Source organism: Chryseobacterium potabilaquae (assembly GCF_902728265.1).
Lineage (GTDB): Bacteria > Bacteroidota > Bacteroidia > Flavobacteriales > Weeksellaceae > Chryseobacterium > Chryseobacterium potabilaquae.
On the sequence record NZ_CACVBR010000028.1, the window covers coordinates 1 to 25,797 of the forward strand.

Genomic DNA, 25,797 nt, shown 5'->3' on the forward strand with positions numbered 1-25,797 from the left:
CGGCTTTTAGTATATCAAAGTGTTCTACCAAAAATTCTGGAAGTAATAATTTAAGAAGTTCCTGATCATTTATCATAAAGCAAAGATAATAGTATTAAAAGTTCCCCCCAACTTTTGCGCCTGAGCCATTTTAATTTTAATGTTAACCAAATGTTAACTCAATATGAAATTAATATGAATTATTTTTGATATCTTTGATGTAGAGAGATGAAATAATTTAATATATAATTAAAAGTCAATAAATTATGAAAAATAAAATTCAAATAGGGATCGCTGTTTTTTTTGTTTGCATAGGGATAGTTGGTGTTAATACCATAAATGCACAACAAACTTCAACAAACAATACTATTCAAGAGGTTCAACTGAATAAAAATGATGTTTTTAATGAAATAAGAGATTTGCTCATGGCGAACTTTGATTTTACGAATTCAGATTATAAACAAGGTATTGTAAATTCTGAAGTTAAATTTGAAGTTACAGAAAATGGGAAATTAGTAAATATTCATTCTAAAGGTGATTGTAAGAATGTAAATCGAGAAATTGAAAGTGTACTAAGTAATCTTCATTATCGGATAGATAGTGATAAGCTAAACGGAAGTATGATAGCTTCTACTTATGTAATGCCTGTAAGAGTAGATATAAATAATCGATAATTTTTAAATATCAACAAGCCATGTAGAAAAAACTATATGGCTTTTTTCATGCCTTCTTGTTTGCGAATCGGAAAAATTAATACATTTAGAGTATATAAGAAAATAGCATGCATTCAATTGTAGATGTAGTAATCCGTTCATTATGCGTTTACCTATTCATGGTAATTGCCATTCGTATTTTTGGGAAAAATCAACTGTCTCAACTTAATGCGGGAGATGTTGTTTTACTTCTGCTAATCTCTAATGCAGTACAAAATGCTATGGTGGGGCCTGATACTTCTTTAGAGGGTGGGCTTATTGCCGCTTTGGTACTGTTTGGGGCGAATTTTATCTTAAAAAGACTGATGTTTTCTTATCGTTCTTTTGATACATTCATGGAGGAAGACCCTGTGATTCTTGTAAAAGACGGAATAATTGACGAGAAAGCTCTAAATAAAGTGAAAATTACAAGAGGAGAATTAGAAGAAGCCATCAGAGAACATGGCGTGAACGGCATTGAACATGTAAAATTATCTATTCTTGAGGTGGATGGAAATATTAGTGTGATTTCTGAAGATGAAAAAAACAAACAAATTAATTATTCAAGGATTAAGAGGAAAAATAAACGTAAATATTACCTATAAATGAACTATGAATTGAGAGAGATGCTTCCTATTGATGAGGAGCAAGTTCTAAAAATATTTAAAGAGGGAATAGAGAGTGGAATTGCTACCTTTGAAACAGAAGTCCCTACTGCGGAGGCTTGGAATATGGAATACTTTAATGAATGCAGGTGGGTTTTGGAAAATGAAAATAATGAAGTAGTGGGGTGGTGTGCCTTAAAGGCAATAAGCAAAAGAAAAGCTCTAAAAGGAGTCGCTGAAGTATGTATATATTTTACTAAAGCTTATCAAGGTAAAGGGTTAGGATCTGTTTTATTAAAAAAGATAATTTTAGATAGTGAAAATCGTGGTTTTTGGACGTTGCAGGGAGGTGTCTTCCCGGAAAATGAAATATCTATCAAGTTTCATCAAAAAAATGGTTTTAGAATAGTAGGGACTCGTAGAAAAATAGGAAAACTAAATGGAGAGTAGAAAGATCTTATTTTGTTTGAAAAAAGAAGTCTCTCAATTATATAATCGATAAATAAATATGTTTTACTGCATTAAAAGGAGGTTATTTTTAATAATTATTACTTTGTAAAATATTATTTGATTCAACTATGTAAAAACGAATTATATTTATTGATTTTAATTTAATTTGGCATTAACATTGATACTTTTTCCTTTTGAAATTTGAAAAAAGGGAAGAATGAAAAGAATGATTACAATTACAGGCTTTATAATCACTGTGTCAATGCTTTTATCTTGTGTGGTTCATGACCATTCTCATGGGAGAGTCGTTCCTCCGGGACATGTAAAAAGAGTATATGTTTATGAAAAAAAAGGACATGGACATCATCATAGACATCATAAATATAGAAAGCATGGGCATCATCGATAAAAGTTAAGAAAAATACAAAAGTGCTGAACTAAATTACCCCAAAAAAGCGAAAGCATTTTGGGGTAACTTATTTAAGAATATGATTCTAATTTTTTATTAAATTTTTAATATTTTAGGATTGAGAAAAGTATTAAAAATCATGATTTCTTTACCAAATTTTTTCTCAATTATTTCACTTAAATTGAGAAGCTCACTGTTAACAAACTCATCTCTTACCTGATCATTGTCGAAAATTAAAAGAAGATTATAGTTTTTACCATCTTCTATGTAATCACTATCTACTTCGGAAAGTATATATTTTGTAACATCCATTAAGTTTTCTGTCATTAAAATCAACGTATTATCAATATAGTTTTCCCATTCTTCTATATTGATTTTGGTACAGTGAAAAGTTATACTTAATATACTCATATTTTATGAATTTTTAAGATTTTGTGGATAAATTCTGCCGCAAAAGTCGGTATTTTTTTCGTAAATTAGCCCGTTAATAAAAATTCAAAAAAAATAATTTTCAGACGTACAGCTAATGGTCTGATTATCATTATAATAAAATTTGTTTATGCAAAAAGAAGGAGAAAGACTGATTCCTATCAACATTGTTGATGAAATGAAGTCATCTTATATCGATTATTCGATGTCGGTTATCGTTTCCAGAGCGCTACCAGACGTGAGAGATGGCTTAAAACCTGTTCATAGAAGAGTGCTGTATGGTATGTATGGATTAGGAGTTTTTTCTAATAGAAAATATTTAAAATCTGCTAGAATTGTTGGGGATGTTTTGGGTAAGTATCACCCACACGGAGACTCCTCTGTATACGATGCGATGGTAAGAATGGCTCAAAATTGGAGTTTGCGTTATCCTCAAGTTGATGGCCAAGGAAATTTTGGTTCAATGGATGGTGATCCTCCTGCTGCAATGCGTTATACCGAAGCAAGATTGAAAAAGATATCTGATGAGATTCTTTCAGACTTAGATAAAGAAACAGTTGATTTTCAAAATAACTTTGATGACAGCTTGCAAGAACCTACAGTTATGCCTACTAAAATTCCAAACCTTTTAGTAAATGGAACATCGGGAATTGCAGTAGGGATGGCAACCAATATGGCTCCACATAATTTGTCGGAGTCTGTAGATGCTATTTGTGCTTATATTGATAATAAAGAAGTTACCATTGATGAATTGATGCAGCATATTATTGCTCCTGATTTTCCAACGGGAGGAATTATCTATGGATATGACGGGGTAAGAGATGCTTTTCATACAGGTCGTGGGAGAGTGGTTCTTAGAGCGAAGGTAGCTTTTGAGGAAATAGGAAACAGAAATGCTATTATAGTAAATGAAGTTCCTTATCAAGTAAATAAGGCTGAAATGATCGCAAGAACAGCTGAACTTGTAAAAGATGAAAAAATTCCTGGAATTTATGAAATCAGAGATGAATCTGATAGAAAAGGTCTTCGTATTGTATATGAATTGAAAAATGATGCGATTCCAAATGTTGTTTTAAATTTACTCTATAAATATACAGCTCTTCAAACGTCTTTTAGCGTTAATAATATTGCTTTGGTACATGGAAGGCCAGAACAATTAAACTTGAAAGACATTATTCATCATTTTGTAGAGCATCGACATGTAGTAATTGTTAGAAGAACTCAATTTGAGCTTAAAAAAGCAAAAGAAAGAGCCCATATTTTAGAAGGCTTTATGAAAGTAATTGGAACGCAAGATTCTTTAGATAAAGCGATTTCAATCATCCGACATAGTACCAACCCGCAAGCGGCAAAAGAAGGTTTAATTTCAGAATTTGATCTTTCTGAAATCCAAGCCCAGGCCATACTTGATTTACGTCTTGCTCGTTTAACAGGAATGGAGCTTGATAAAATTCGTGATGAATATGATGCGATCATGAAAGAAATTACGGATTTGGAAGATATTTTGGCAAATGAGCCTAGAAGATTTCACATTATCAAGGATGAGTTACTGGAAGTGAAAGAGAAATATGGAGATGAAAGAAGAACTGAAATTGATTATTCAGGAGGTGAAATGTCTATAGAAGATATTATACCAAATGAATCTGTGGTTCTTACTATTTCTCATGCAGGATATATTAAGAGAACTTCACTTTCAGAATACAAAATTCAAAGTAGAGGAGGCGTAGGAAATAGAGCGGCAACGACAAGAGATGAAGACTTCCTAGAATATATTGTTTCAGCAACAAATCACCAGTATATGTTATTCTTCACAGAAAAAGGAAGATGTTACTGGTTGAGAGTATTTGAAATTCCTGAAGGTTCTAAAACGGCAAAAGGTAGAGCTGTTCAAAACTTAATTAATATTGAGCCTGACGATAAAATCAAAGCATACATAAGAACCAATAACTTAAAAGATGCTGAATATGTAAACCAAATGAGTGTAGTGATGGTGACAAAAAATGGAACCATCAAGAAAACATCACTTGAAGCATATTCAAGACCAAGAGTGAATGGAGTGAATGCTATTGAAATTAGAGATAATGACCAGTTGCTTGGCGCCTATTTAACAAATGGGAATTCTCAGATTATGATTGCTACCAAAAATGGGAAATGTATTCGCTTCCCAGAAGAGAAAGTAAGAGAAGTAGGAAGAGGATCTATTGGGGTTCGAGGTATTATGATGGAGGATAATGATGAAGCGATTGGAATGATTGTGGTAAACGATGTGGAAAAAGAGACAGTTCTTGTTGTATCTGAAAAAGGATATGGTAAAAGAACAGCAGTAGAAGACTACAGAATCACCAATAGAGGAGGTAAAGGAGTTATTACCTTGAACATTACCGAAAAAACAGGAAATCTAATTGCTATCCAAAATGTAACAGATGAAGACGGATTGATGATTATCAATAAATCAGGGGTGGCTATCAGAATGGGAATGGATGAAATGCGCGTAATGGGAAGAAATACGCAAGGAGTAAGAATGATTAATCTTAAGAAGAATGACGAAATTGCTGCTATTGCAAAAGTAGAAATGGATAAAGATGTAGAGGAAGATTCTGATGAAATAGAAGATGGTATAGAAACGACGGTTGATAACCAAGAAAACAATATAACACCTCAAGTTGAAAGCGAAAATCAACAAGAGGACTCTGAGAATCTTGATTCTGAAGAATAATATTGTACAACTAATATAAAATAGATTATGAGAAAGCTAATTTTGAGTATAGCTATTGTTTCATCAGCCTTTGTTTTCGGACAGAAAGAAGATGTAAATACAAAGCTACAAAATGCTAATAAAGCGGCTATGGCTGCTTATGATGCAAAAAACTATGCTGCTGCGGCTCCTAAATTTATGGAAGTCTATGACTTATTGAAAGGGAATGGCCAGGAGGACAAAGTATATATGTATTATGCAGGTCTTAATTATGCTTTGGCAAATAATAGCGAACAGGCTATTAAAATTTATACTGATTTGATTAATTCGGGATATACAGGAGTTCAAGCGACTTATACTGCAAAGGATAAGAAAACAGGACAAGTGGCAAGCTATGACAAAGCAACTTGGGAATTGTTGAAAAAGTCCGGAGGTGATTATTCTGATTTTAAAACCGAAGAAAGCAAAAGTGTAGAAGCTGATTTATATGAAACTTTAGCAACTTTACTTCTTAATTCCAAAAAGAATACTGAAGCTTTAACAATTATTGAAAAAGGGTTAGCTAAATTCCCAGATAATGCTAAACTAAAAGAGTATCAAGGAACCGCTTTATATGCTACAGGAAACACAGACAAGTTTCTAGCTAATCTGAAAGAACAATTAGCAAAAAATCCTAATGATGCTACTAATTGGTATAATTTAGGGGTTTTACAATCTAAAAATGCAGCGACAACAAACGATGCTATTGCTTCATTTAAAAAAGCAATTGAATTGAAACCGGATATGGCTAATGCTCACCAAAATTTAGTATATACGATTATTGGAGATGATGCTAAAGTAGTAGATGAAATTAATGCACTTAGAAAATCTAATCCTGATGAAGCTACAACCAAAATTGAAGCTAGAAAAGAAAGATTTAATTCAGCGCTTCCCTATGCGGAAAAATGGTATCAGACAACTCCTGATAATCTAGAAGCGGTAATGACGCTTAAGGATATTTATGGTATTCTTAAAAATCAACCTAAAGTGGCAGAAATGAAAGCTAAAGAAGCGGAGCTTCAAGCAAAACAACCTAAATAATAATTAGAATTAAAATCTATAAAAACCGAGGCTTTATTGCTTCGGTTTTCTTTTTTCCGAATACTAAAAACTGGAAATATTTTCTTAGAGATTATCGTTAATTTCTCCTCAAAAATTCTCTGCAATTTCCGTATCTTTGGGAAAAATTTTATAAAAATGATCGAGTGGAAAACCGCTAAAGAATACGAAGATATTACTTACAAAAAATGTAATGGAGTCGCAAGAATTGCTTTCAACAGACCTGAAGTACGTAATGCATTCAGACCCAAAACTACATCAGAGCTATATGATGCTTTTTATGATGCTTATGAAGATTCCTCTATCGGTGTAGTTTTACTTTCAGGTGAAGGGCCAAGTCCTAAAGATGGAGGATGGGCTTTCTGTAGTGGTGGAGATCAAAAGGCAAGAGGGCATCAAGGATATGTAGGTGAGGATGGGAGACATCGTCTCAATATTCTAGAAGTTCAACGCTTGATCCGGTTTATGCCAAAAGTGGTTATCGCAGTTGTTCCCGGCTGGGCAGTAGGAGGAGGACATTCATTACATGTTGTGTGTGATCTTACCTTAGCAAGTCAAGAACATGCTATTTTTAAACAAACGGATGCCGATGTAACCAGTTTCGATGGAGGATATGGATCCGCTTATCTTGCAAAAATGGTAGGACAAAAAAAAGCTCGTGAAATTTTCTTTTTAGGTAGAAATTATTCTGCTCAGGAGGCTTTTGAGATGGGAATGGTAAATAAAGTGGTTCCTCATGCTGAATTAGAAGATACAGCTTATGAATGGGCTCAAGAGATTTTAGAAAAATCTCCTACTTCAATTAGAATGCTAAAATTTGCTATGAACTTAACAGATGATGGTATGGTAGGGCAACAAGTTTTTGCCGGGGAGGCAACACGTTTGGCTTATATGACAGAAGAAGCTCAAGAAGGAAGAAATGCATTCTTAGAAAAAAGAAAACCTGATTTTGGAGAAAATCAATGGATATCTTAAAATGGTATTTAATCTACATTATATAAATTATGACAGATTGGATAAAAGCCGCAAGGCTAAGAACATTACCTCTTTCTTTAAGTGGTATTATAATGGGAGCTTTCATTGCTAAGTGGAGACTTTATGGTGAGGGTGGAATCTGGGATTGGAGAGTTTTGGCATTAGCACTTTTAGTAACGCTTTTATACCAGATTTTATCAAATTATGCGAATGATTATGGTGATGGAGTAAAAGGAACAGATGCAAAAAGAGCTGCAGAAGCAGAAACTAGAGCAGTTGCTTCCGGAAAAATTACAGCAAAGCAAATGAAAAATGCAGTGATTCTATTTTCTATCTTATCCTTTGTAGCGACAATTGCCCTTTTATACCTTGCTTTCATTCCGAATTATATGACTGAATTTTATATATTCATTGGTTTAGGAGTCGCTAGTATTTTAGCTGCAATAGGTTATACAGTCGGTAAAAAACCGTATGGATATATGGGATTAGGAGATATTTTCGTATTTATTTTTTTCGGATTAGTATCTGTGTGTGGGAGCTATTTTTTATTCACAAAAACTTTTAGTTGGGATATTTTGTTACCAGGAACGGCAGTAGGAATGATGAGTATGGCAGTTCTAAATCTTAATAACATGAGAGATATAGAAAGCGATAGACATTCTGGAAAAAATAGTTTTGCATTGAGAATTGGCTTCAAAAATGCGATGATTTATGAAATGATTTTATTGCAACTTCCTTTGATATTAATTTTAATGTTTCTTGGATTAAACGGATTCTTCCAATCCCAGAATTATTATGTTTTTATCGTAATGATTTTGCTATTGCCTCTTATGAAATTAAGAAGAAAGATTATGGCAGTAAAAGAGCCAAAAGAACTTGATCCATTCTTAAAGCAAGTGGGTATTATGACTTTTGTAATGGCTATCCTTACAGCTTTTGGACTTAACTTTTTCAATTAAAATAGCATCATGATGAGTTCAGAAATATATGTGGAAGCTCAAATGTTGATTCGTGCATCTATCGAAGATGTTTTTGAGGCGTTCATTAATCCGGACTTGACTGTTAATTTCTGGTTTACGAAGTCTACAGGAAGATTAGAAGAAGGTGAAACCATTACTTGGGAATGGGAGATGTATGATGCGAGATCAGAAGTTAAAGTTCTTCAAATTGTTCCCAACTCTTTAATAAAGACTGAATGGGGAGATCCTTCGAGTAGGGTAGATTATGAATTTAAGAAGATGAAAGAAGGGACGCTTGTTATTATTAAAAGTTATGGGTTTTCACAAACAGGAGAAGATCTATTAAAAATAATTAATGATAATACAGGGGGCTTTACAACAGTTTTAGATGGTTGTAAAGCTTATCTGGAACATGGAATCAATTTAAATTTAATTAAAGATAAATTTCCAAAAAAATAAAGGGTATTATGAATATAGCTTTAAAAATCAGTTCCTCTTTATCAATTCTTTTAGCTATATTTTTGTTTTATAACTTGATAGATGAATTAGGGGACAGAATGTCAATTTTTGAAATTGCTTTTATTCCTTTTATCATCTTAATCATTGTTATTATTAATGCTATTCTGAGCTTTCTTTTATTAATTGGAAAATTAGCCTCTAAAAAAATAGTATTAATTGTTCAAATAATAATACTTATACCTATATCGGTATTATTATATCAGATTTTATATAATTCAACAATTTCATGTACTTAAAATAATAAAAATTATGAAAATACAATTCTTAGGACAAAATTGTTTTTTATTTACATATAAAGACAAGACTATTTTGAGTGATCCTTTCTACAATTATAAAAAAGTAGAATCAGGATTTGATATTTCGGCTCAGAAAATTGACTATATTCTATTAACGCATGCTCATGGTGATCATATTGCAGATGTGGAAGAAGTATTGCAGCATTATCCGGAAGCTGTAATTATTGCAGTTCCTGAGGTTTGTGGGTATTTTAAAAATGCAAAAAACACCAAGGATGTTAACTTAGGAGGATCAGCAAAAATTGACGACCTGAAAATATCTATGGTAACAGCTCACCATACAAGTTCTTTCCCAGATGGGACTTATGGAGGTGTTCCTGTAGGGTATATTTTTAGATTGCCAGAAGGAAAAAATGTCTATTTGGCAGGAGATACAGGTGTAATGGCGGATATGGAGCTATTTCCACGGCTTTTTGGGGCTATAGATCTATCTATTCTTCCGATTGGGAGTCATTATACGATGTGTCCAAGAAAAGCGGCTTTTGCAGCAGCAGAATTATTAAGAACACCTAGAGTAATAGGGTGTCATTTTGATACTTTTCCTGCTATTGAAATCAATCATGAAAGTGCACTGAAGCATTTTGCAGACAAAAATATAGAACTTGTTTTACCAAAATTAGGAGAGGAGTTCGAATTTTAATAAAAATGCAGAGCAGTAATTTGAAAATTAGTATAGAAATGTGGGAAAGATTAAAAACAAAAAAAGATAATTTTCAAATTACCTCTCTTCAACTTAAACCAATAAAAAATGGCAAGCTACCTAAATCACACCGCTACGACCAATTACCTTTGCTGCGTTCCCACCCTGGAGGATTCTCAGGAGCTGGTTGTTTAGGACTTGCCGTTGCAAAGATAGGAATATTTTATAAACTTGAAAACATTATTAAAGAAAAATAGGCGAAAAAATACAGTAATAGAGCTAAACGGCTGAAATTTAAAGAAATAATTTTTCAACTTTTTTCTAAAAAATTAAATATGACGAAAAGTCCATCAACATTAGGAATTATACTTTTTATTACTACAATGGTTATTTTTTTTGTAGTATATTATTTTTTCTCGGGAATCAATTATTTTGATATCTCATTGAAAGTCAACTCTTTCTTTTTGCCTATATTATATGCAGGAGGCGCTTTTTTATCTGTTAAATCGTACTGGAATACTCATAAAGTAGTAAGCTTTAGAGATGCGTTTAAAAGAGCTTTTATCCCTATGTTTATAGGAGGCATTCTTTCTATTTTTAGTATTTATACTTTTTTAAACTTTATAGATATCGATGCCAAAAAACTATTGAACTATCAATATGTACAAAGACAGAAATCAGAACTGGATGCAGAATATACTTCTGCAAAAAAAATTCTGAAGCATCAAAAAGATATTGACGAACTGGAACAAAAATATAAAGAAGGCTTACAAAGATTTAATCCTGAGTCTATAAAAGGAAAGGATATGCTTACAGCCAGCCATTTTTCAGGATATTTTGCAGCAATTCTTTTATTTTACGTAGTTTTGTCAGTGTTTTTCGGAGCGTTTTTTAGAACAAAAACAGTTCAACCTCAATAAAAATTTTAAAAAATTAAATGAACCTATCTATAGTTATTCCTTTGCTTAATGAAGAAGCTTCTTTGGAAGAGCTTTTCTCAAGAATTGATAATGTTTGTAAGTCAAATCATTTGACCTATGAAATCTGGTTTGTAGATGACGGAAGTACAGACTTATCATGGAATATCATCGAAAATTTGAAAGTGCAATATCCTCAAATAAGAGCAATCAAGTTTTCTAGAAATTATGGTAAATCACAAGCCCTCCATGCTGCATTTGAGCGAGCAAATGGGGAAGTTGTAATCACTATGGATGCTGATTTACAGGATTTCCCAGAAGAAATTCCTGAGCTCTACAACATGATTGTTGAAGACAATTATGATATTGTATCAGGATGGAAAAAGAAACGTTTTGATAACGTGATGACGAAAAATGTACCGTCAAAATTATTCAATGCGGCTGCCAGAAAAGTTTCTGGAGTGTATCTTCATGATTTCAATTGTGGATTGAAGGCTTATAAAAAACAAGTAGTAAAATCCATTGACGTATATGGAGATATGCATCGATATATCCCGGTTTTGGCAGCAAATGCAGGTTTTAGAAGAATTACTGAAAAAGAAGTTCAACACCAAGCAAGACCTTACGGAAGTTCAAAATTTGGAACAGAAAGATTTATCAGAGGCTTTTTAGATTTGGTAACACTTTGGTTTGTCAGTCGTTTTGGAGGAAGGCCTATGCATTTCTTTGGAGCTGTAGGTACCTTAATGTTTATCGTAGGTTTTCTTTCGGCTTTATGGTTAGGCGTTTCAAAATTAATTGATGTTTCAAAAGGAATTTATGGACATTTAATCACTAATAATCCTTGGTTTTATATTGCATTAACCATGATGATCATGGGGACTTTGCTTTTCGTTGCAGGATTTTTAGGCGAAATGATTATTAGAACGAATAGAGAACATAAGAATTATAATATTGATGAAATAATTTAAAATTGCTATGATGTATTTTTCATTATTTCTAGGAAAATAGTGTAATGTATTAATTATGAGTAATAAAATTTGTTTGAATTGCGGACATTCACTTTCTGATGAATTTTGTTCTCATTGTGGGCAAAAATCAAATACAGAAAGGATCACATTCCATTCTCTTATTAAAAATGATATTCTTGGATCAATTTGGCATGTGGAAACTAAATTTTTCCAAACGATAAAAAATGTTTTATTCAGGCCCGGAAAAACAGCCATGGATTATATTTCGGGAAAAAGAATCAGATACAATAATTTTATATCATTGTTACTGATTCTTTTCAGTTTTAATGTGTTAGGGTTGCATTTTTATGAAAAGTTTGCACCTCAGGAAACACTTGCCCAATCTTCAGATATCAAGGCATTTTTTTCAAAATACTCTAAAACCATATTATTTGTTATTATCCCGATGTTAGCTATTAATGCCTATTTTCTTTTTAAAAAAGTAAAATTGAATATTGCGGAGCATTTTATCATTGGAACTGTTAGTCTTTTAGGAATTTTAATCTTATTTTTGTTGGATGATATTGTCAGTTTGATAGGTTTATGGAAGCCTATTTCTATGATTTTCAATATTATTGACAAAATTATATTTGGTCTTTTTATTCTCTTCCCGGCAATTACTTATTGGAATGCTTTTAAAGATTCATACTCAAATCCAGGTTTATTGTGGAGAGTATCAACTTTTTATGTATTAATGGGATTGGAAATTAGTATCATAAGTTTTATCTTATATGAAATATTTTAATTTGGTATGAAAAATATATTGTACACGGTTCTATTGTTAGGAATTATTTCTTGCGGAAAAATTTCTCCTAAGGGAAATATTGAAGTAAAAGATTTGGATGTGTCAGGATTTGCTAATTTAAATTTGAAAGGAAAGTTTCGTGTTTTTTATGCTAAAGGCTCTAAAAATTTTATTGAAATTGAGACCTATCCAAATATTGCTAATAATCTGGATATTGAAGTAAAAGACAATACTCTTTCTATTGAAGAAAAGAGAGGAACAAAAGGGGTAGATTTTTATAATGTAACAATTTATTCAAAGTATAATTTAGAGAAGATCTCTATTTCTGATTCTGTAGAAATGAATATTTCGAGTGAAATTAAGACGGATAATTTTAGGTTGAATTTAAAAAATAATGCTACATTTATGGGTTCAGTAAATACGAGAAGGGCAGAAATTGAAATGTTGAATCGAAGTAGAGCTAACTTTTTAGGGCAGACGAAGGATGCGGTCATAAAAATCTCTGATACAGCGAGTTTAATTGCTCCTTACTGGAAAATTGAAACTTTAAATATAGATTCAAAAAATGGGAATTATGCGGAAGTTAATGTACGGGATTCTTTGAAAGGACATATCCAAAATACTGCAAAATTTTTGTATTATAATGACCCTATCCGTGCATTTAAAATTGAAAAAACTACGCATGTAGAGAATAAAAAATTAGAGTGATTAATAAAAATAAGTGAGGTTGAGCATGAATAGTTGTAATCTGCAAAACAAATTTTACAAAATAAAATAAGTACAAAATATAAATATGACAACGTTAGAAAGGGCAAAGCTTTGGTTAAGCGATACATTTGATAAGGAAACAAGAGATGCCGTACAATTACTTATTGATAGTAATTCTCCTGATTTGGAAGATTCTTTTTACAAGGAGTTGGAATTCGGAACAGGAGGTATGCGCGGAATTATGGGAGTAGGAATTAATCGTTTAAATAAATATACGTTAGGTCAAGCTACACAGGGACTTGCAAATTATATGTTAAGTCAATTTAAAGGGGAAGACATTAAAGTAGCTATTGCTTATGATGTGAGAAATAATTCAAGAGAATTTGGTAAGTTGGTTGCTGATGTTTTAACGGCAAATGGAATTAAAGTATTGTTATTCAAAGATCACAGACCAACTCCTGAATTATCTTTTACTGTTCGGGATAAAAAATGCCATGGAGGAATTGTATTAACAGCATCTCATAATCCTCCTGAATATAATGGATATAAAGTATATTGGAATGATGGAGCACAAATAGTTCCTCCTCATGATGAGGCTATTATTAATGAAGTATATTCTGTTAAATTTGAAGATATTAAATTTGATGGCAATGATCATTTAATTGAATGGATTGGAGAAGAGCAAGATGATGTATATATTGACGCATGTATTGAAAATTCGATTTATCAGGATGTTGGAAAAGAAAATTTAAATATTGTTTTTACATCGATTCATGGAACGACTTATACCACAATTCCAAAAGCATTAAAGAAAGCCGGATTTAAAAAGATAGATTTAGTTAAGGAACAAATGATTCCAAGTGGCAATTTCCCCACAGTAGATTCTCCCAATCCTGAAGAACCTGCTGCTTTGGAAATGGCAATGGATCTGGCAAAAATAACGAATGCAGATATTGTAATTGGAACAGATCCCGATGGTGATAGATTAGGAATTGCAATAAGAAATTTAGAGGGTGAAATTCAGTTGCTTAATGGTAATCAAACCAATACTATTCTTACCTATTATATTTTAAATGAATGGAGAAAACAAGGTAAGATTACAGGAAAAGAATTTATTGGTTCAACGATTGTAACTTCAGATATTTTCTTTGATATCGCTCAAAAATTTGGTGTAGATTGTAAAGTAGGTCTTACGGGTTTCAAATGGATAGGAAAAATGATCCGTGATTTTGAAGGAAAAGAAAAGTTTATATGTGGAGGAGAAGAAAGTTTTGGTTTTATGACAGGAGATTTTGTTCGTGATAAAGATTCTTGTGGTAGTATTTTATTAGCTTGTGAGATTGCTGCTTGGTGTAAAGCGAACGGAAAAACAATGTATCAATACCTTATCGAAATTTATCAAGAAACAGGAATGTATTATGAAGGATTGATAAACCTCGTAAGGAAAGGAAAAGAAGGAGCCGAAGAAATTCAGGAGATGATGAAAAACTTCCGTGAAAATCCTCCGAAAGAACTAGCAGGCTCTTTAGTGGAAGAAATTAAAGATTTTAAAGAACAAACCAATTTTACGGTCTCTAAGAATGAAAGAACTATAATGAATGATATTCCGAAATCTAACGTATTAATTTACTATACTCAGGATGGAACTAAAGTTTGTGTAAGACCATCAGGAACAGAGCCTAAGATTAAATTCTATATCTCAGTAAAAGAGTCAATACATTCGGAAACAGATTTTAGAGATACATTAAAATCTTTAGAACAGAAAATCGAAGATGTGAGAAGAGATTTGAAGTTGAATTAATTAGTAAATCATAAAACATGATTAAAAAGAGGGTAGCAGCTTTTATTTTACTTATAGTTATTCTTTCATGCAAAAAGAATGAACAGATCGTAACTGGAAGAAATATTGTACATGATACCCTCAATAGTATTGTTACAAAAGAAGATTCGTATCGACCTATTGATACAGTATGTTCTCCAAACAATAAAACAAAAGATTATATTGAGGCTCTTCAATGGTATAATGATGAAGTTAGAAAAGAAGTTGCTATGAATCCTCTTGAAAAGAATAATAGACTGTATAAAAATTATCTGAAAATTAGGGATAAATACATTCAGTGCATAAGTGAGATAAACGGAGATGTTTTAGATAAATATGTGAACTATTACGATTCTGAAAATGGAATGTATAAATTTCCTGAAGATATAAAGACACTTTCAGCCGAATTGAAAAAAGTTAATCTTGAATTTAGAGAAGTAGGGGAAGGTTATACAGAAGTTTGGTCAGATTCGAATTATTATTATAATATATTTAAAAATAGTGTTACTTTCGATTATAATGCTTATATTAAGCAACTATCAATAGAGGACAAAGTAAATTATGCAGAAGATGCAGGTATTGTTATATCATGGAAAGAATTGGGTGATAGAGTTATTTTTTGGGAAAATTTTATTAAAAAATACCCGAAAAGTGATTTAATGAATGTGGCTAAAGAAAAATATAATAATTATTTATATGATTATTTATTTGGAATGGATAATACGCCGACGTATGAAAGAGCAGATGGAAAATTATATGATGAAAATAAAGATGAGTTCAATCGGATTATCAAAAAATATCCCAACTCAGAAACGGCAAAAAAAGTGCAAGAACTTTTAGATTTTTTTGAATCGCAAATTTCTGTAGACCAAATACATGATAAAATAAGTTTAGAAAAAAAATATTAACATAAATTTTAAATAAAAGTAAAGTGAAAGTTTCAAAATTAGCAGCGAACCTAATCGGTTCTGAAATTGTAAAAATTGGTAATGAAGTAAATGAATTAAAGGCGAAAGGAGCAGAAATTGCGAATCTTACCATTGGTGATCTGAACTCTAATATTTATCCGATACCGGCAAAATTAAAAGAGGAAATTCAGAAAGCTTATCAGAATAATCTGACAAATTATCCGCCTGCTAATGGACTTTTATCGTTAAGAAAAGAAGTGTCTAAAGATTTAAAAACAAGATGGAATTTAGAATACACCCCCAATGATATTTTAATTACAGCGGGTTCAAGACCATTGATTTATGCAGTTTATAAAACGATTGTTGATGAAGGTGATAAAGTAGTATATCCAACTCCTTCTTGGAATAATAATCACTATGCTTATCTTACTTCAGCAGATGCAATAGAGGTTAAAACGACTCCTGAAAACAATTTCCTTCCCACTGCAGATGATTTAAGACCACACTTGAAAGGCGCTGTATTAGTTGCACTTTGCTCACCTCTGAATCCTACGGGAACGATGTTCACAAAAGAGCAGCTTTCAGAGATATGCGAATTGATTGTAGCGGAAAATAAAAATAGAAGAGAAGATGAAAAACCATTGTACTTGATGTATGATCAAATTTATTCTAATCTTACTTTTGGTGCAGAGCATGTAGATCCTGTTTCTCTTTTCCCGGAAATGAAAGAGTATACTATTTATATCGATGGAATTTCTAAATGTCTTGCAGCAACAGGTGTACGTGTAGGATGGGGATTTGGGCCTACTCATATTATTGATAAAATGAAAGCTCTACTTACGCATGTTGGAGCTTGGGCACCTAAACCGGAGCAAGAAGCTACTGCTAAGTATTATGAAAACCCAGAAGATGTAAATTCTTTCATGGAAGACTTTAAAGGCCAACTGGAAGCTAGTTTAAAAGTACTTCATGGGGGAATTCAGAATTTGAAAGAAAAAGGATTTGCAGTAGACAGTATTGAGCCAATGGGGGCACTTTATTTGACCATCAAATTAGATTATATAGGTAAAACTAAACAAGATGGTTCAGTTATTGAAAATTCTTCTGATCTTGTTTTCTATTTAATTAATGAAGCCGGAGTAGCTTTAGTTCCATTCTCTGCTTTTGGAGAAGCAAAATCGGAACCTTGGTTCCGAGCTTCTGTAGGTGGTTTAGAAATCAATGAAATTGGAGGAATGATGCCAAAGCTGGAAAGCGCTCTAAGCAAATTAAAATAATATATATAAAATGATAATCGACTATTCTAAGTAAAATAGTCGATTGTCTTTTACAGGAAACACAAAAATTCTTAAGATGAAAAAAATTAAATTATTTTTCATATTGATTCCTATGTCAGTATGTTCACAAATGAGAGACAGCGTAGTCATATCCCGTGACACGCTAATGCAAGTAAACACTCAGAGTTATACCTTAAAAGACGGTTCTGTAAGGGTGTATTCAAAACCTAAAATTTTAGACTTCATTACAAAAGCTCCTAGAAATTTTATTAATACAAATAAAGATTTTGTAGCGAAGGATCATGCTTATTATTTAGGAGGAGCAGTAGCAAGTACTTTGATTCTTTTACCTTTTGACCAAAAGTTAATTGATAATTCCCGAGAACTAGGTGAAAAATGGGGAATGAGTGCAGATAATGAGTATACGAAGGTAGGATTTTTAAAAGTTCCCAAAAATATTGGTGGTGGGCTTTACTTAATAGGAAATGGAGCTACAGTGATTGTACTAGGACTAGGCTTTGGGACATATGGGCTTATCAAAAATGATTATAGAGCTCAGGCTACCGCAAGTGGATTAATGGAAAGTTTAATTCTTTCAGGGGTTTTTACCCAAACAATAAAAAGAATTACGGGTAGAGAAAGTCCATTTATAGCAATTGAAAATGGCCATCCTGGAGGTCATTGGACGCCTTTTCCCAGTTTTTCAGCATATACTAAAAACACATCTCAGTATGATGCTATGCCATCAGGACATTTAACCACTTTTATGTCGGCTTTAACAGTTATAGCAGACAATTATCCGGAGGCAGTATGGATTAAGCCTGTGGGATATACTTTGGCAGGAGCATTATGTTTTCAGATGATGCAAAGTCAGGTACATTGGGCATCAGACTATCCTTTAGCTGTTTTGATGGGCTATTTTATTGGTAAAACAATTTCCAAAAGTAGATATAAGGAACTCAATCCTCAAGCTAAAAACAATAAATATAAAATAGATTTTACTGCGTCTCGCTATTTACAGTATAATATGGTAGGAGTCAACGTATCTTTTTGAAATAAAAAAGTATATTTGTTCGTATAAATAAAACTCTTTAATGAAGATCATCGCAGTTATTCCAGCAAGATATGAAGCAAGTCGTTTTCCTGCAAAGCTTATGCAGATGTTGGGAGAAAAAACAGTTATTACAACCACTTATCAGAATGTTCTAGAAACAGGCTTATTTAATGAAGTTTTTGTGGCTACTGATTCGGAAATTATTTTTGATGAAATAATAAAAAGTGGTGGTAAAGCTGTTATGACAGGGCAGCATGAGACAGGAAGTGATCGAATTGCAGAAGCTGTAAAAAATATTGATTGTGATATTGTTATTAACGTTCAAGGAGATGAACCTTTCTTAAAGTTAGAGCCATTAAAACAACTCATTGAAGTTTTTAAAGAAGATCATAATCAGGAAATTTCTTTGGCATCTTTAAAGCTAAAATTGATTGATAAAGAAGAGATAGAAAGTCCTAATAATGTAAAGGTGATTACGGATAACAATGGTTTTGCATTATATTTCAGTCGTTCCGTAATTCCTTTTCATAGGGAAATTTCTTACCATGTGGATTATTTTAAGCATATCGGAGTATATGCGTTCCGAAAGCATGCTTTAATTCAATTTTCTCAATTGGATATGAAGCCTTTGGAAATTTCTGAGAAAATAGAATGTATACGCTATTTGGAGTATGGAATGAAAATTAAAATGATTGAAACTCATTTTGTGGGAGTAGGAATTGATACTCCTGAAGATTTAGAGAGAGCGAGAGAGCTGTTAAGATAAAATTCTAATTTTTTCAGTTTACTTAAAAGCCTTATATTTGAACTATAAATAGACTTAATGAATAAATTTCTTTTAATATTCGCCCTCTTATTTTCACAATTTTATTTATCTCAAACAGCAAAAGAAATTATAGATAAAAATATTGAATTATCGGGAGGATTAACAAGTTGGAAACTTTTAAACTCTGTATTCCTTCAGGGAAAGGTAATTTTAGGAGTTAAAGATGAATATCCTATAAAAATCTATCAATCCCGTCCCAATCTTACCAAAACTGTCATTACGATTAATCATAACGATACTGCGATTGAGGGATACGATGGATCCAAAGGATATGCAATGAACTACGCGACAAATAAACTTCAAGAATATCCAGATTATAAACCCGAAAGTTTTGATAATGACTTTATTGGATGGGAAAATAAAGGGTTTGATGCTAAATATTTAGGACAAGAAAAAATGGGAGATATTTATTGTCATGTTGTGGAACTAACAAAAAACGTTAATAAGAATATATATTATTTCGATACAAAAACATATATGCTTTTAAAAGAAATAAAGAAAGAAGAGACTCTAAATTATTCTGATTATAGAAAAGTAGGAAGTCTTATTATGCCCTATAAAATAGAATCTTCAAGTTCTAAAAAAGATGGTGATTATGTTATTCTTTTGAATAAAATTGAAACGAATAAAGTATTTCCTACAAATATTTATAAATTTTAATAATTTAAATATAAATAGGAAGGCTTAAATATTAATACTAAGGATATGAAAAAAATTTTTTTATTGCTGCTTTCTTTTGTTGCTTTGTTTAATAGCTGTACGCATAAAAAAAGTGAATTGTCTAAAACTAAAACTAAAGAACTTATGGGAAAAACATTATATGATTTCAAAGTAGAAAGCCTTGATGGAAAAGAAATCAATTTTGCTGATTTTAAAGGCAAAAAAATTCTCATTGTGAATACAGCTTCAGAATGTGGTTTTACACCTCAATATACTGATCTTGAGAAGGTTTCGAAGGAGTATGAAAATAAATTAGTAGTGGTAGGCTTTCCGGCAAATAATTTTGGAGGACAAGAGCCGGGAAGTAATGCTGAAATTGGAAGCTTTTGTCAAAAAAATTTCGGAGTAAGTTTTCCAATGGCGGCAAAAGTTTCTGTAAAAGGAGATGATACTGCTCCCATTTTTAAATATTTAACGGAAAAAGACCTCAATGGAGTTAAGAATACTACTATTCTTTGGAACTTCACAAAATTCTTGGTTGATGAAAATGGTAAATTAATTGATTCTTTTGTAAGTACTACTAAGCCAACAGATGAAGCAATTACAAAATATTTGAAGTAAATACATTTATTTACAAACGAGGAATAATAATTGTAATTTCTCAGTTAAAAACTATTTGAGGAGATGCTTAAGGTCTTAAGCATCTCTTGTAATTAAGGGAATAGATATAGAATTATCGATTGCTGTTAACCTAGTCATTACTTTTTTCAGCAAAACAAAAAATATTACCTAGTTTTATACTAGAATATCCATTGCTTTTTATCTTTGAAGATTTAATCATAGCTTTAGCTAAAATATCTGTAGGAAGCGGCTTTTGGCTCTCTAAAAGGCCAATTTTATTGGCAAACTTTATAATACGGCTTCCTAAAACTTCTCCCGTCCGATGTGAGTCTTTTCTCTCCAGCATTCCCGGTTTGAAAATAGTGATTTTATTAAAATGTAAGAGTTTTACAGCTTCTTCCAGTTCACCCTTCATTTTCGAATAGAAAATTTTTGATTTCGGATTCGCACCATATGCGGAGACAAGTATATAATCTTCAACCTGATTTTCTTTGGCTGCTTTTGCAAATTCATATTGGTAATCAAAATCAACTTTTCTTTGAGCATCTTTGCTACCCGCATCTTTTAGAGTAGTTCCCAAGCAAGAGAATGCCACATCTCCTTTAACATGATTTTTCCATTCTTCCGGCTTTTCAAAGTTTACTACATGAATTTTTAATTTTTCATGTTGAATATCAATGGTTTTTCTAACAAAAATAGCAACCTCTTCAAAATCTTTATCATTGAGTAGTTGATTGACCAAATCTTTTCCTGTAGCACCCGTTGCACCAATTATCAAAGCTTTCATAAATTGTGATTTCTTGTTATTAGTATTTACCTTCTTAAATTTACTAAATTTGAGATAATTTTGAAAATTATAATTTAGGTCTTACATACAATCTCACGATAAATAAAAAATATAAAAGATGGATGCCAACGAAATTTTAGATTATTGTCTTTTGAAAAAAGGGGTCACTGAAAGCTTTCCTTTTGATAATGAAACGCTTGTATTGAAGGTCGGCAATAAAATGTTTTTATTAATGAGTTTAGAAAAGCAACCTTTAGTGATTAATGTAAAAACAGATCCAGAATGGAGCGCTGAACTCCGTGAACAGTATCTACAAATTACCGGGGCATACCATATGAATAAAACCCATTGGAATTCAGTTTTAGTAGAAGGATTGAAAAAGGAACTTATTATAAAAATGATTGATCAGTCTTATGAATTAGTATTTTCATCGTTAACAAAAAAGATGAAAGAAGATATTTTAAATAATTAAAAATCAAATTCTTCGGTTAACCTTTTATCCTCATCAAGTCTCTCAATAAGTTTTTCAAGCCCTTCAAACTTGATTTCATCATGAAGAAAATCTCTAAATTTTACGGTAATTTTTTCATCATAAATATCTCCATTAAAGTCTAAAATGTATACTTCCGTAGTAAGTTTATCCCCGTTTACAGTAGGGTTTGTACCCACACTCAACATTCCCTTATACTGTTGATCTTTAATAAAAACCTCCACAATATAGGCTCCTTTTTTAGGCAAAAGCTTAATAGACTCTGTTTCAATATTCGCTGTGGGATAGCCTATCGTTCTGCCAATTTTTTTACCATGAACAACTGTTCCCGAAACGGAATAGGGATACCCCAACATTTCATTAGCTTCTACAATATTTCCGGCTAAAAGTGCATTTCGAATTTTAGTGGAGCTAATATTATTTTCATGAATATTAATAGCTTCCATTTGTTCAACCTCAAAATCCAATTCTTGAGATAACTTTTTAAGAAGTTCAAAATTTCCGCTTTTATTTTTCCCAAAAGAATGATCGTGCCCAATAATGAGATATTTTACGTTTAGTTTTTCCACCAAAATTTGGCGGATAAATTCTTCACCTGTTAAGTTTCTAAATTCCTCGTCAAATTCCTTCAGAAATAAATTTTCAATACCATATTTTTCCAATAATAATTGTTTCTCTTCTAATGTATTAAGAAGTTTTAAATCTTCATTTGCATTAAAAACAAACCTTGGATGCGGCCAAAAGGTGAGAATAGCAGTGTCTAAATTATGCTTGCTACCTATCTTTGCTAGCTTCTCAATAATACTTTTATGGCCTAAATGTACCCCATCAAACATACCTAAAGATAATGCTAAAGACTTTTGAGAAGAATACTCTTTAAAATTTTTGAAAACTTTCAAAACGGAAAAATTTTGAATGCAAATATAAAGCCTTTAAATTATCTATGTTATATATAATAAGATATTTTTTATGTTACTATATTTTATGCTATCTATTGAAATACGTTTTTAAACGGATGTAAAGAATATAATATAATAAATATTTCATTTTCCAATGAACTAGATTAATTTAAAAATAGGGTTAATATGAAAAACTGAGATTAAATACCAATATACGTTTGGAAATTTGGATTTCAAATACTTTAAAAGTATGACAAAAATCTTTTTTTTACCAATTGTGGGTTTATGAAGAATCATTATATTTGCACCAAGAAAAAATTTAGCAATGGCAAACCAAATTAAAGGTAGAATTTCTCAAATTATTGGTCCGGTAATCGATGTTGTCTTTACAAACGTGGAAGCAGTTCCAAGTATATATGACGCATTAGAAATTACAAAGGAAAACGGTGAAAAAGTAATCTTAGAAGTAGAACAACATATTGGCGAAGATACAGTAAGATGTATTGCTATGGATGCTACAGATGGTCTTAAAAGAGGACAAGATGTAATTGGATATGGAAATCCTATTACAATGCCAATTGGGGAGGCTGTTAATGGAAGATTATTCAACGTTGTTGGGGATGCTATCGACGGGCTTCAAAATATTTCTAAAGATGGAGGTTTACCTATCCACAGAGAAGCTCCAAAATTTGATCAACTTTCAACTTCTGCAGAAGTTTTATTTACAGGTATTAAAGTAATCGATCTAGTTGAGCCTTATGCAAAAGGAGGTAAAATTGGATTGTTTGGTGGTGCTGGTGTAGGTAAAACAGTACTTATTCAGGAGTTGATTAATAATATTGCAAAAGGGCACGGAGGACTTTCTGTATTTGCCGGAGTAGGTGAAAGAACGAGAGAAGGAAATGACCTGTTAAGAGAGATGTTGGAATCAGGAATTATCAAGTATGGTGATGATTTTATGCATTCTATGGAAAATGGAGGATGGGATCTTTCTAAAGTTGATTTAGAAGTAATGAAAGATTCTAAAGCAGCATTCGTTTTCGGACAGATGAATGAGCCACCAGGTGCGAGAGCTAGAGTAGCACTTTCTGGTCTTACATTAGCAGAATACTATAGAGATGGAGGAGAAAGCGGACAAGGTAGAGATGTACTTTTCTTTGTAGACAATATCTTCCGTTTTACACAAGCTGGTTCTGAGGTGTCTGCACTTCTAGGTCGTATGCCATCAGCAGTAGGATATCAGCCGACTCTTGCTTCTGAAATGGGGGCGATGCAGGAAAGAATTACATCGACAAAAAATGGTTCAATTACTTCAGTACAAGCAGTTTATGTTCCTGCGGATGACTTAACTGACCCAGCTCCTGCAACTACATTTGCTCACTTAGATGCAACAACAGTATTGGATAGAAAAATTGCTTCATTAGGTATTTACCCTGCTGTAGATCCATTAGCTTCTACTTCAAGAATCTTGGCTCCTGAAGTTATTGGTGAAGAACATTATAACTGTGCTCAAAGAGTAAAAGAAATTCTTCAGAGATATAAAGCTCTTCAAGATATTATTGCTATCCTTGGTATGGAAGAACTTTCTGAAGAAGATAAAGCAGTTGTTTATCGTGCAAGAAAAGTTCAGAGATTCTTATCTCAGCCTTTCCATGTTGCTGAACAGTTTACAGGTATTCCAGGATCTTTAGTAGACATCAAAGACACAATCAAAGGATTTAACATGATTATTGATGGCGAACTAGATCACTTGCCAGAAGCTGCTTTCAACTTGAAAGGAACCATTGAGGAAGCTATCGAAGCAGGACAAAAAATGTTAGCTGATAACGCTTAATAATTAGACATAAAGATAGCAGATACCAGACATGAGACTTTAGGTTGTCTGAAATCTGAAATCTGAAATCTTCAAATCTAAATTAAAATGAATATAAAAATTTTAACACCAGAATACGTAGTTTTTGAAGGAGAAGTAGACTCTGTATTGTTGCCTGGAAAAAATGGTGAGTTTCACATCATGAAAAACCACGCAGGAATTGTTTCTTCTTTAATTGGTGGTAAAGTAAAACTATTTGCTAAATCTATTGATGAAGCTTATACTAAAAACTTAACTAAAGAAAATGAGAAAGACTCTGTTTTTTCTTATCCTATCAAAAGCGGTGTGATAGAATTTAATCATAATAAAGGAATTATCCTTTGTGAATAATTAAATGAAAAGCTAAATATATTTTCAAAAAAGTGTAACTTTGGTTACACTTTTTTTTATTATGTAAGAATATGATTTTATGAAAGGTAATTTAATCATTTTATTTACGATTTTTAGCTTTTTATTAAATGCCCAAGATATAAGAACTAAAAGAGGAATTGTAAGCCTTGATGGAATACATGTAGCCAAAATTTCTAATAAATCTAGTTTATATACTTTTATAGACTTAAAGGAAACTCCAATTTATACCATTGAGTTTATTGATAAAAGTATAGTTGATTCTGTAAGAGATAGTTATATTAAACTTAATAGAATCTATAATAGAGATAGTTCGATAGAATTAGATTATATTTCACCCTCTGCATTTTCAGGAGAAGAGAAATCTGCAGTTTATACTTCTATTAAAGAATTTAAAATAATCGATAATAGAGGGATTAATATTAAGAATTTAGATGAGCTGTTTAAAAATCCTCCCAAAAGAAAACTGGATAATAAAACGAAAGAGGCGTATGGCATCAGAAGTAAAATTGATAAACTGAATATTACAGTTAACAATGTAGGGGAAATTTTAAGTAATGGAATTCCAGTGGGATATTTTACTAATCTACCTATAAGCTTTGGCTCTGAAGATGTGATCACCGATAAAACTTTTATGGATATTGAGATTTATGATGCCAATAGTAAATATATAGGAAAGTATATTACTACAACAAAACAGATAAAAACAGCCAATGGAAAAACTTTTACTTTATATAGGGAAATGTCTGGTAGAGCATCTATTTTAAAATTTCCTGCTTATAAATCTATTGCTGAGAGAATTGCCATAATGGATCCGAATTTTATAAAGATGTAGTATCAATATTTTTAATAACCACATAAAATTATTTATTTAGGCCATTAATAATATCAAGATTTTGTCTATTCAATCCATATTTAGAAGAAATATTCTCAATAAATAAAGGGTTTGGAGGAAATTTTGCTCTCCCAAGTATTCCAGCAACATTTTCACAAAATTCCTTATGAGTTTTTAAAGAATAATCTGGTTTTTCAAAATTAAAAAACTCCTTTAAATCATTATTTGTAATAAAATTAGGCAAACTAACAGCATATAGTTTTAACAACCACTT

29 protein-coding genes and 1 other RNA gene are annotated in these 25,797 nt (G+C 31.8%); 25 read left to right on the forward strand and 5 right to left on the reverse strand.

The genetic code is table 11. The features are described from left to right. The first annotated feature begins 245 nt into the window (after positions 1-245). The 4 genes from CHRY9293_RS13210 (at position 246) to CHRY9293_RS13225 (ending at position 2,135) form a co-directional block, all read left to right on the forward strand. Positions 246-653, forward strand: coding sequence for a hypothetical protein (locus CHRY9293_RS13210; protein ID WP_162033411.1), 408 nt, complete (start codon positions 246-248; stop codon positions 651-653). A 107-nt stretch (positions 654-760) separates the two neighbouring features. Then, on the forward strand, positions 761-1,276 hold the full coding sequence (locus CHRY9293_RS13215; RefSeq protein ID WP_162033412.1) for a DUF421 domain-containing protein: 516 nt from the start codon (positions 761-763) through the stop codon (positions 1,274-1,276). Next, positions 1,277-1,726, forward strand: coding sequence for a GNAT family N-acetyltransferase (locus CHRY9293_RS13220; protein ID WP_162033413.1), 450 nt, complete (start codon positions 1,277-1,279; stop codon positions 1,724-1,726). A 217-nt stretch (positions 1,727-1,943) separates the two neighbouring features. Continuing rightward, positions 1,944-2,135 (forward strand): hypothetical protein, encoded by a 192-nt coding sequence (locus CHRY9293_RS13225; RefSeq protein WP_162033414.1) that lies wholly within the window; start codon positions 1,944-1,946, stop codon positions 2,133-2,135. 96 nt (positions 2,136-2,231) lie between these two features. Here CHRY9293_RS13225 and CHRY9293_RS13230 read toward each other — a convergent pair whose 3' ends face one another. Then, complete coding sequence (locus CHRY9293_RS13230) at positions 2,232-2,546, reverse strand: DUF4286 family protein (RefSeq protein ID WP_162033415.1); 315 nt, start codon at positions 2,544-2,546, stop codon at positions 2,232-2,234. Between the two features lie 148 nt (positions 2,547-2,694). Between CHRY9293_RS13230 and gyrA the strand changes: the two genes are divergently transcribed. The 6 genes from gyrA (at position 2,695) to CHRY9293_RS13260 (ending at position 9,746) form a co-directional block, all read left to right on the forward strand. Further along, complete coding sequence (gene gyrA, locus CHRY9293_RS13235; protein WP_162033416.1) at positions 2,695-5,280, forward strand: DNA gyrase subunit A; 2,586 nt, start codon at positions 2,695-2,697, stop codon at positions 5,278-5,280. Between the two features lie 27 nt (positions 5,281-5,307). Beyond that, the gene (locus CHRY9293_RS13240; RefSeq protein ID WP_162033417.1) at positions 5,308-6,339 is read left to right on the forward strand and encodes a tetratricopeptide repeat protein; all 1,032 of its coding nucleotides are present in this window, start codon (positions 5,308-5,310) and stop codon (positions 6,337-6,339) included. 156 nt (positions 6,340-6,495) lie between these two features. Then, entirely contained in the window at positions 6,496-7,332 is an 837-nt protein-coding gene (locus CHRY9293_RS13245; RefSeq protein WP_122636568.1) for a 1,4-dihydroxy-2-naphthoyl-CoA synthase, read from the forward strand. Between the two features lie 29 nt (positions 7,333-7,361). Then, a complete protein-coding gene (gene menA, locus CHRY9293_RS13250; protein ID WP_162033418.1) occupies positions 7,362-8,291 on the forward strand; it encodes a 1,4-dihydroxy-2-naphthoate octaprenyltransferase in 930 nt (309 codons plus the stop codon). A gap of 12 nt (positions 8,292-8,303) precedes the next feature. Beyond that, positions 8,304-8,750, forward strand: a complete 447-nt coding sequence (locus tag CHRY9293_RS13255; protein ID WP_162033419.1) for an SRPBCC family protein — start codon at positions 8,304-8,306, stop codon at positions 8,748-8,750. Positions 8,751-9,059: 309 nt separating this feature from the next. Beyond that, positions 9,060-9,746 carry a metal-dependent hydrolase gene (locus tag CHRY9293_RS13260; RefSeq protein WP_162033420.1) on the forward strand — a complete coding sequence of 229 codons (687 nt, stop codon included), beginning with the start codon at positions 9,060-9,062 and terminating at the stop codon, positions 9,744-9,746. A 106-nt stretch (positions 9,747-9,852) separates the two neighbouring features. Here CHRY9293_RS13260 and ffs read toward each other — a convergent pair. After that, positions 9,853-9,950, reverse strand: an RNA gene (gene ffs, locus CHRY9293_RS13270) — signal recognition particle sRNA small type. A gap of 131 nt (positions 9,951-10,081) precedes the next feature. Here ffs and CHRY9293_RS13275 point away from each other — a divergent pair. The 11 genes from CHRY9293_RS13275 to CHRY9293_RS13325 all read left to right on the forward strand — a co-directional run bounded on the left by CHRY9293_RS13275 (position 10,082) and on the right by CHRY9293_RS13325 (position 20,291). Next, a complete protein-coding gene (locus CHRY9293_RS13275) occupies positions 10,082-10,666 on the forward strand; it encodes a DUF4199 domain-containing protein (protein WP_162033421.1) in 585 nt (194 codons plus the stop codon). A gap of 17 nt (positions 10,667-10,683) precedes the next feature. Beyond that, entirely contained in the window at positions 10,684-11,634 is a 951-nt protein-coding gene (locus CHRY9293_RS13280) for a glycosyltransferase family 2 protein (protein WP_162033422.1), read from the forward strand. A gap of 55 nt (positions 11,635-11,689) precedes the next feature. Continuing rightward, a complete protein-coding gene (locus CHRY9293_RS13285) occupies positions 11,690-12,418 on the forward strand; it encodes a DUF3667 domain-containing protein (RefSeq protein WP_162033423.1) in 729 nt (242 codons plus the stop codon). Positions 12,419-12,424: 6 nt separating this feature from the next. Further along, on the forward strand, positions 12,425-13,126 hold the full coding sequence (locus tag CHRY9293_RS13290) for a GIN domain-containing protein (protein WP_162033424.1): 702 nt from the start codon (positions 12,425-12,427) through the stop codon (positions 13,124-13,126). Positions 13,127-13,211: 85 nt separating this feature from the next. Next, positions 13,212-14,927 (forward strand): phospho-sugar mutase, encoded by a 1,716-nt coding sequence (locus CHRY9293_RS13295; RefSeq protein WP_162033425.1) that lies wholly within the window; start codon positions 13,212-13,214, stop codon positions 14,925-14,927. A 17-nt stretch (positions 14,928-14,944) separates the two neighbouring features. After that, a complete protein-coding gene (locus tag CHRY9293_RS13300; protein ID WP_162033426.1) occupies positions 14,945-15,853 on the forward strand; it encodes a tol-pal system YbgF family protein in 909 nt (302 codons plus the stop codon). Between the two features lie 23 nt (positions 15,854-15,876). Then, complete coding sequence (locus CHRY9293_RS13305; protein WP_162033427.1) at positions 15,877-17,130, forward strand: pyridoxal phosphate-dependent aminotransferase; 1,254 nt, start codon at positions 15,877-15,879, stop codon at positions 17,128-17,130. Positions 17,131-17,206: 76 nt separating this feature from the next. Next, entirely contained in the window at positions 17,207-18,184 is a 978-nt protein-coding gene (locus tag CHRY9293_RS13310) for a phosphatase PAP2 family protein (protein ID WP_162033428.1), read from the forward strand. A 40-nt stretch (positions 18,185-18,224) separates the two neighbouring features. Next, a complete protein-coding gene (gene kdsB, locus CHRY9293_RS13315) occupies positions 18,225-18,950 on the forward strand; it encodes a 3-deoxy-manno-octulosonate cytidylyltransferase (RefSeq protein ID WP_162033429.1) in 726 nt (241 codons plus the stop codon). A gap of 57 nt (positions 18,951-19,007) precedes the next feature. After that, complete coding sequence (locus CHRY9293_RS13320; RefSeq protein ID WP_162033430.1) at positions 19,008-19,670, forward strand: outer membrane lipoprotein-sorting protein; 663 nt, start codon at positions 19,008-19,010, stop codon at positions 19,668-19,670. A gap of 45 nt (positions 19,671-19,715) precedes the next feature. Next, on the forward strand, positions 19,716-20,291 hold the full coding sequence (locus CHRY9293_RS13325; RefSeq protein ID WP_162033431.1) for a glutathione peroxidase: 576 nt from the start codon (positions 19,716-19,718) through the stop codon (positions 20,289-20,291). A gap of 130 nt (positions 20,292-20,421) precedes the next feature. Here CHRY9293_RS13325 and CHRY9293_RS13330 read toward each other — a convergent pair whose 3' ends face one another. Beyond that, entirely contained in the window at positions 20,422-21,078 is a 657-nt protein-coding gene (locus CHRY9293_RS13330; RefSeq protein ID WP_162033432.1) for an NAD(P)H-binding protein, read from the reverse strand. Between the two features lie 118 nt (positions 21,079-21,196). Here CHRY9293_RS13330 and CHRY9293_RS13335 point away from each other — a divergent pair, with 118 nt between their 5' ends. Beyond that, a complete protein-coding gene (locus CHRY9293_RS13335; protein WP_162033433.1) occupies positions 21,197-21,550 on the forward strand; it encodes an MmcQ/YjbR family DNA-binding protein in 354 nt (117 codons plus the stop codon). On the opposite strand, the gene CHRY9293_RS13340 is transcribed toward CHRY9293_RS13335, so the two are convergent. Next, a complete protein-coding gene (locus CHRY9293_RS13340) occupies positions 21,547-22,467 on the reverse strand; it encodes a bifunctional riboflavin kinase/FAD synthetase (RefSeq protein ID WP_162033434.1) in 921 nt (306 codons plus the stop codon). The two genes, CHRY9293_RS13335 and CHRY9293_RS13340, sit on opposite strands and share 4 nt — an antisense overlap. A gap of 325 nt (positions 22,468-22,792) precedes the next feature. Here CHRY9293_RS13340 and atpD point away from each other — a divergent pair, with 325 nt between their 5' ends. From atpD to CHRY9293_RS13355, 3 genes are all read left to right on the forward strand, one after another. Then, positions 22,793-24,301 (forward strand): F0F1 ATP synthase subunit beta, encoded by a 1,509-nt coding sequence (gene atpD / locus CHRY9293_RS13345; protein ID WP_162033435.1) that lies wholly within the window; start codon positions 22,793-22,795, stop codon positions 24,299-24,301. 87 nt (positions 24,302-24,388) lie between these two features. Then, positions 24,389-24,670 carry a FoF1 ATP synthase subunit delta/epsilon gene (locus CHRY9293_RS13350; protein ID WP_122636549.1) on the forward strand — a complete coding sequence of 94 codons (282 nt, stop codon included), beginning with the start codon at positions 24,389-24,391 and terminating at the stop codon, positions 24,668-24,670. Between the two features lie 79 nt (positions 24,671-24,749). Further along, on the forward strand, positions 24,750-25,523 hold the full coding sequence (locus CHRY9293_RS13355) for a hypothetical protein (protein WP_162033436.1): 774 nt from the start codon (positions 24,750-24,752) through the stop codon (positions 25,521-25,523). Between the two features lie 28 nt (positions 25,524-25,551). Here the strand turns inward: CHRY9293_RS13355 and CHRY9293_RS13360 are convergent, their stop codons facing one another. After that, entirely contained in the window at positions 25,552-25,791 is a 240-nt protein-coding gene (locus CHRY9293_RS13360; protein ID WP_162033437.1) for a hypothetical protein, read from the reverse strand. Positions 25,792-25,797 lie beyond the last annotated feature (6 nt).

What these genes read in the sequence shown, in the direction of transcription:
- CHRY9293_RS13210 (WP_162033411.1), top strand. Translation starts at nt 246, where the DNA reads ATGAAAAATAAAATTCAAATAGGGATCGCTGTTTTTTTTGTTTGCATA.
- CHRY9293_RS13215 (WP_162033412.1), top strand. Translation starts at nt 761, where the DNA reads ATGCATTCAATTGTAGATGTAGTAATCCGTTCATTATGCGTTTACCTA.
- CHRY9293_RS13220 (WP_162033413.1), top strand. Translation starts at nt 1,277, where the DNA reads ATGAACTATGAATTGAGAGAGATGCTTCCTATTGATGAGGAGCAAGTT.
- CHRY9293_RS13225 (WP_162033414.1), top strand. Translation starts at nt 1,944, where the DNA reads ATGAAAAGAATGATTACAATTACAGGCTTTATAATCACTGTGTCAATG.
- CHRY9293_RS13230 (WP_162033415.1), bottom strand. Translation starts at nt 2,546, where the DNA reads ATGAGTATATTAAGTATAACTTTTCACTGTACCAAAATCAATATAGAA.
- gyrA (WP_162033416.1), top strand. Translation starts at nt 2,695, where the DNA reads ATGCAAAAAGAAGGAGAAAGACTGATTCCTATCAACATTGTTGATGAA.
- CHRY9293_RS13240 (WP_162033417.1), top strand. Translation starts at nt 5,308, where the DNA reads ATGAGAAAGCTAATTTTGAGTATAGCTATTGTTTCATCAGCCTTTGTT.
- CHRY9293_RS13245 (WP_122636568.1), top strand. Translation starts at nt 6,496, where the DNA reads ATGATCGAGTGGAAAACCGCTAAAGAATACGAAGATATTACTTACAAA.
- menA (WP_162033418.1), top strand. Translation starts at nt 7,362, where the DNA reads ATGACAGATTGGATAAAAGCCGCAAGGCTAAGAACATTACCTCTTTCT.
- CHRY9293_RS13255 (WP_162033419.1), top strand. Translation starts at nt 8,304, where the DNA reads ATGAGTTCAGAAATATATGTGGAAGCTCAAATGTTGATTCGTGCATCT.
- CHRY9293_RS13260 (WP_162033420.1), top strand. Translation starts at nt 9,060, where the DNA reads ATGAAAATACAATTCTTAGGACAAAATTGTTTTTTATTTACATATAAA.
- CHRY9293_RS13275 (WP_162033421.1), top strand. Translation starts at nt 10,082, where the DNA reads ATGACGAAAAGTCCATCAACATTAGGAATTATACTTTTTATTACTACA.
- CHRY9293_RS13280 (WP_162033422.1), top strand. Translation starts at nt 10,684, where the DNA reads ATGAACCTATCTATAGTTATTCCTTTGCTTAATGAAGAAGCTTCTTTG.
- CHRY9293_RS13285 (WP_162033423.1), top strand. Translation starts at nt 11,690, where the DNA reads ATGAGTAATAAAATTTGTTTGAATTGCGGACATTCACTTTCTGATGAA.
- CHRY9293_RS13290 (WP_162033424.1), top strand. Translation starts at nt 12,425, where the DNA reads ATGAAAAATATATTGTACACGGTTCTATTGTTAGGAATTATTTCTTGC.
- CHRY9293_RS13295 (WP_162033425.1), top strand. Translation starts at nt 13,212, where the DNA reads ATGACAACGTTAGAAAGGGCAAAGCTTTGGTTAAGCGATACATTTGAT.
- CHRY9293_RS13300 (WP_162033426.1), top strand. Translation starts at nt 14,945, where the DNA reads ATGATTAAAAAGAGGGTAGCAGCTTTTATTTTACTTATAGTTATTCTT.
- CHRY9293_RS13310 (WP_162033428.1), top strand. Translation starts at nt 17,207, where the DNA reads ATGAAAAAAATTAAATTATTTTTCATATTGATTCCTATGTCAGTATGT.
- kdsB (WP_162033429.1), top strand. Translation starts at nt 18,225, where the DNA reads ATGAAGATCATCGCAGTTATTCCAGCAAGATATGAAGCAAGTCGTTTT.
- CHRY9293_RS13320 (WP_162033430.1), top strand. Translation starts at nt 19,008, where the DNA reads ATGAATAAATTTCTTTTAATATTCGCCCTCTTATTTTCACAATTTTAT.
- CHRY9293_RS13325 (WP_162033431.1), top strand. Translation starts at nt 19,716, where the DNA reads ATGAAAAAAATTTTTTTATTGCTGCTTTCTTTTGTTGCTTTGTTTAAT.
- CHRY9293_RS13330 (WP_162033432.1), bottom strand. Translation starts at nt 21,078, where the DNA reads ATGAAAGCTTTGATAATTGGTGCAACGGGTGCTACAGGAAAAGATTTG.
- CHRY9293_RS13335 (WP_162033433.1), top strand. Translation starts at nt 21,197, where the DNA reads ATGGATGCCAACGAAATTTTAGATTATTGTCTTTTGAAAAAAGGGGTC.
- atpD (WP_162033435.1), top strand. Translation starts at nt 22,793, where the DNA reads ATGGCAAACCAAATTAAAGGTAGAATTTCTCAAATTATTGGTCCGGTA.
- CHRY9293_RS13350 (WP_122636549.1), top strand. Translation starts at nt 24,389, where the DNA reads ATGAATATAAAAATTTTAACACCAGAATACGTAGTTTTTGAAGGAGAA.
- CHRY9293_RS13355 (WP_162033436.1), top strand. Translation starts at nt 24,750, where the DNA reads ATGAAAGGTAATTTAATCATTTTATTTACGATTTTTAGCTTTTTATTA.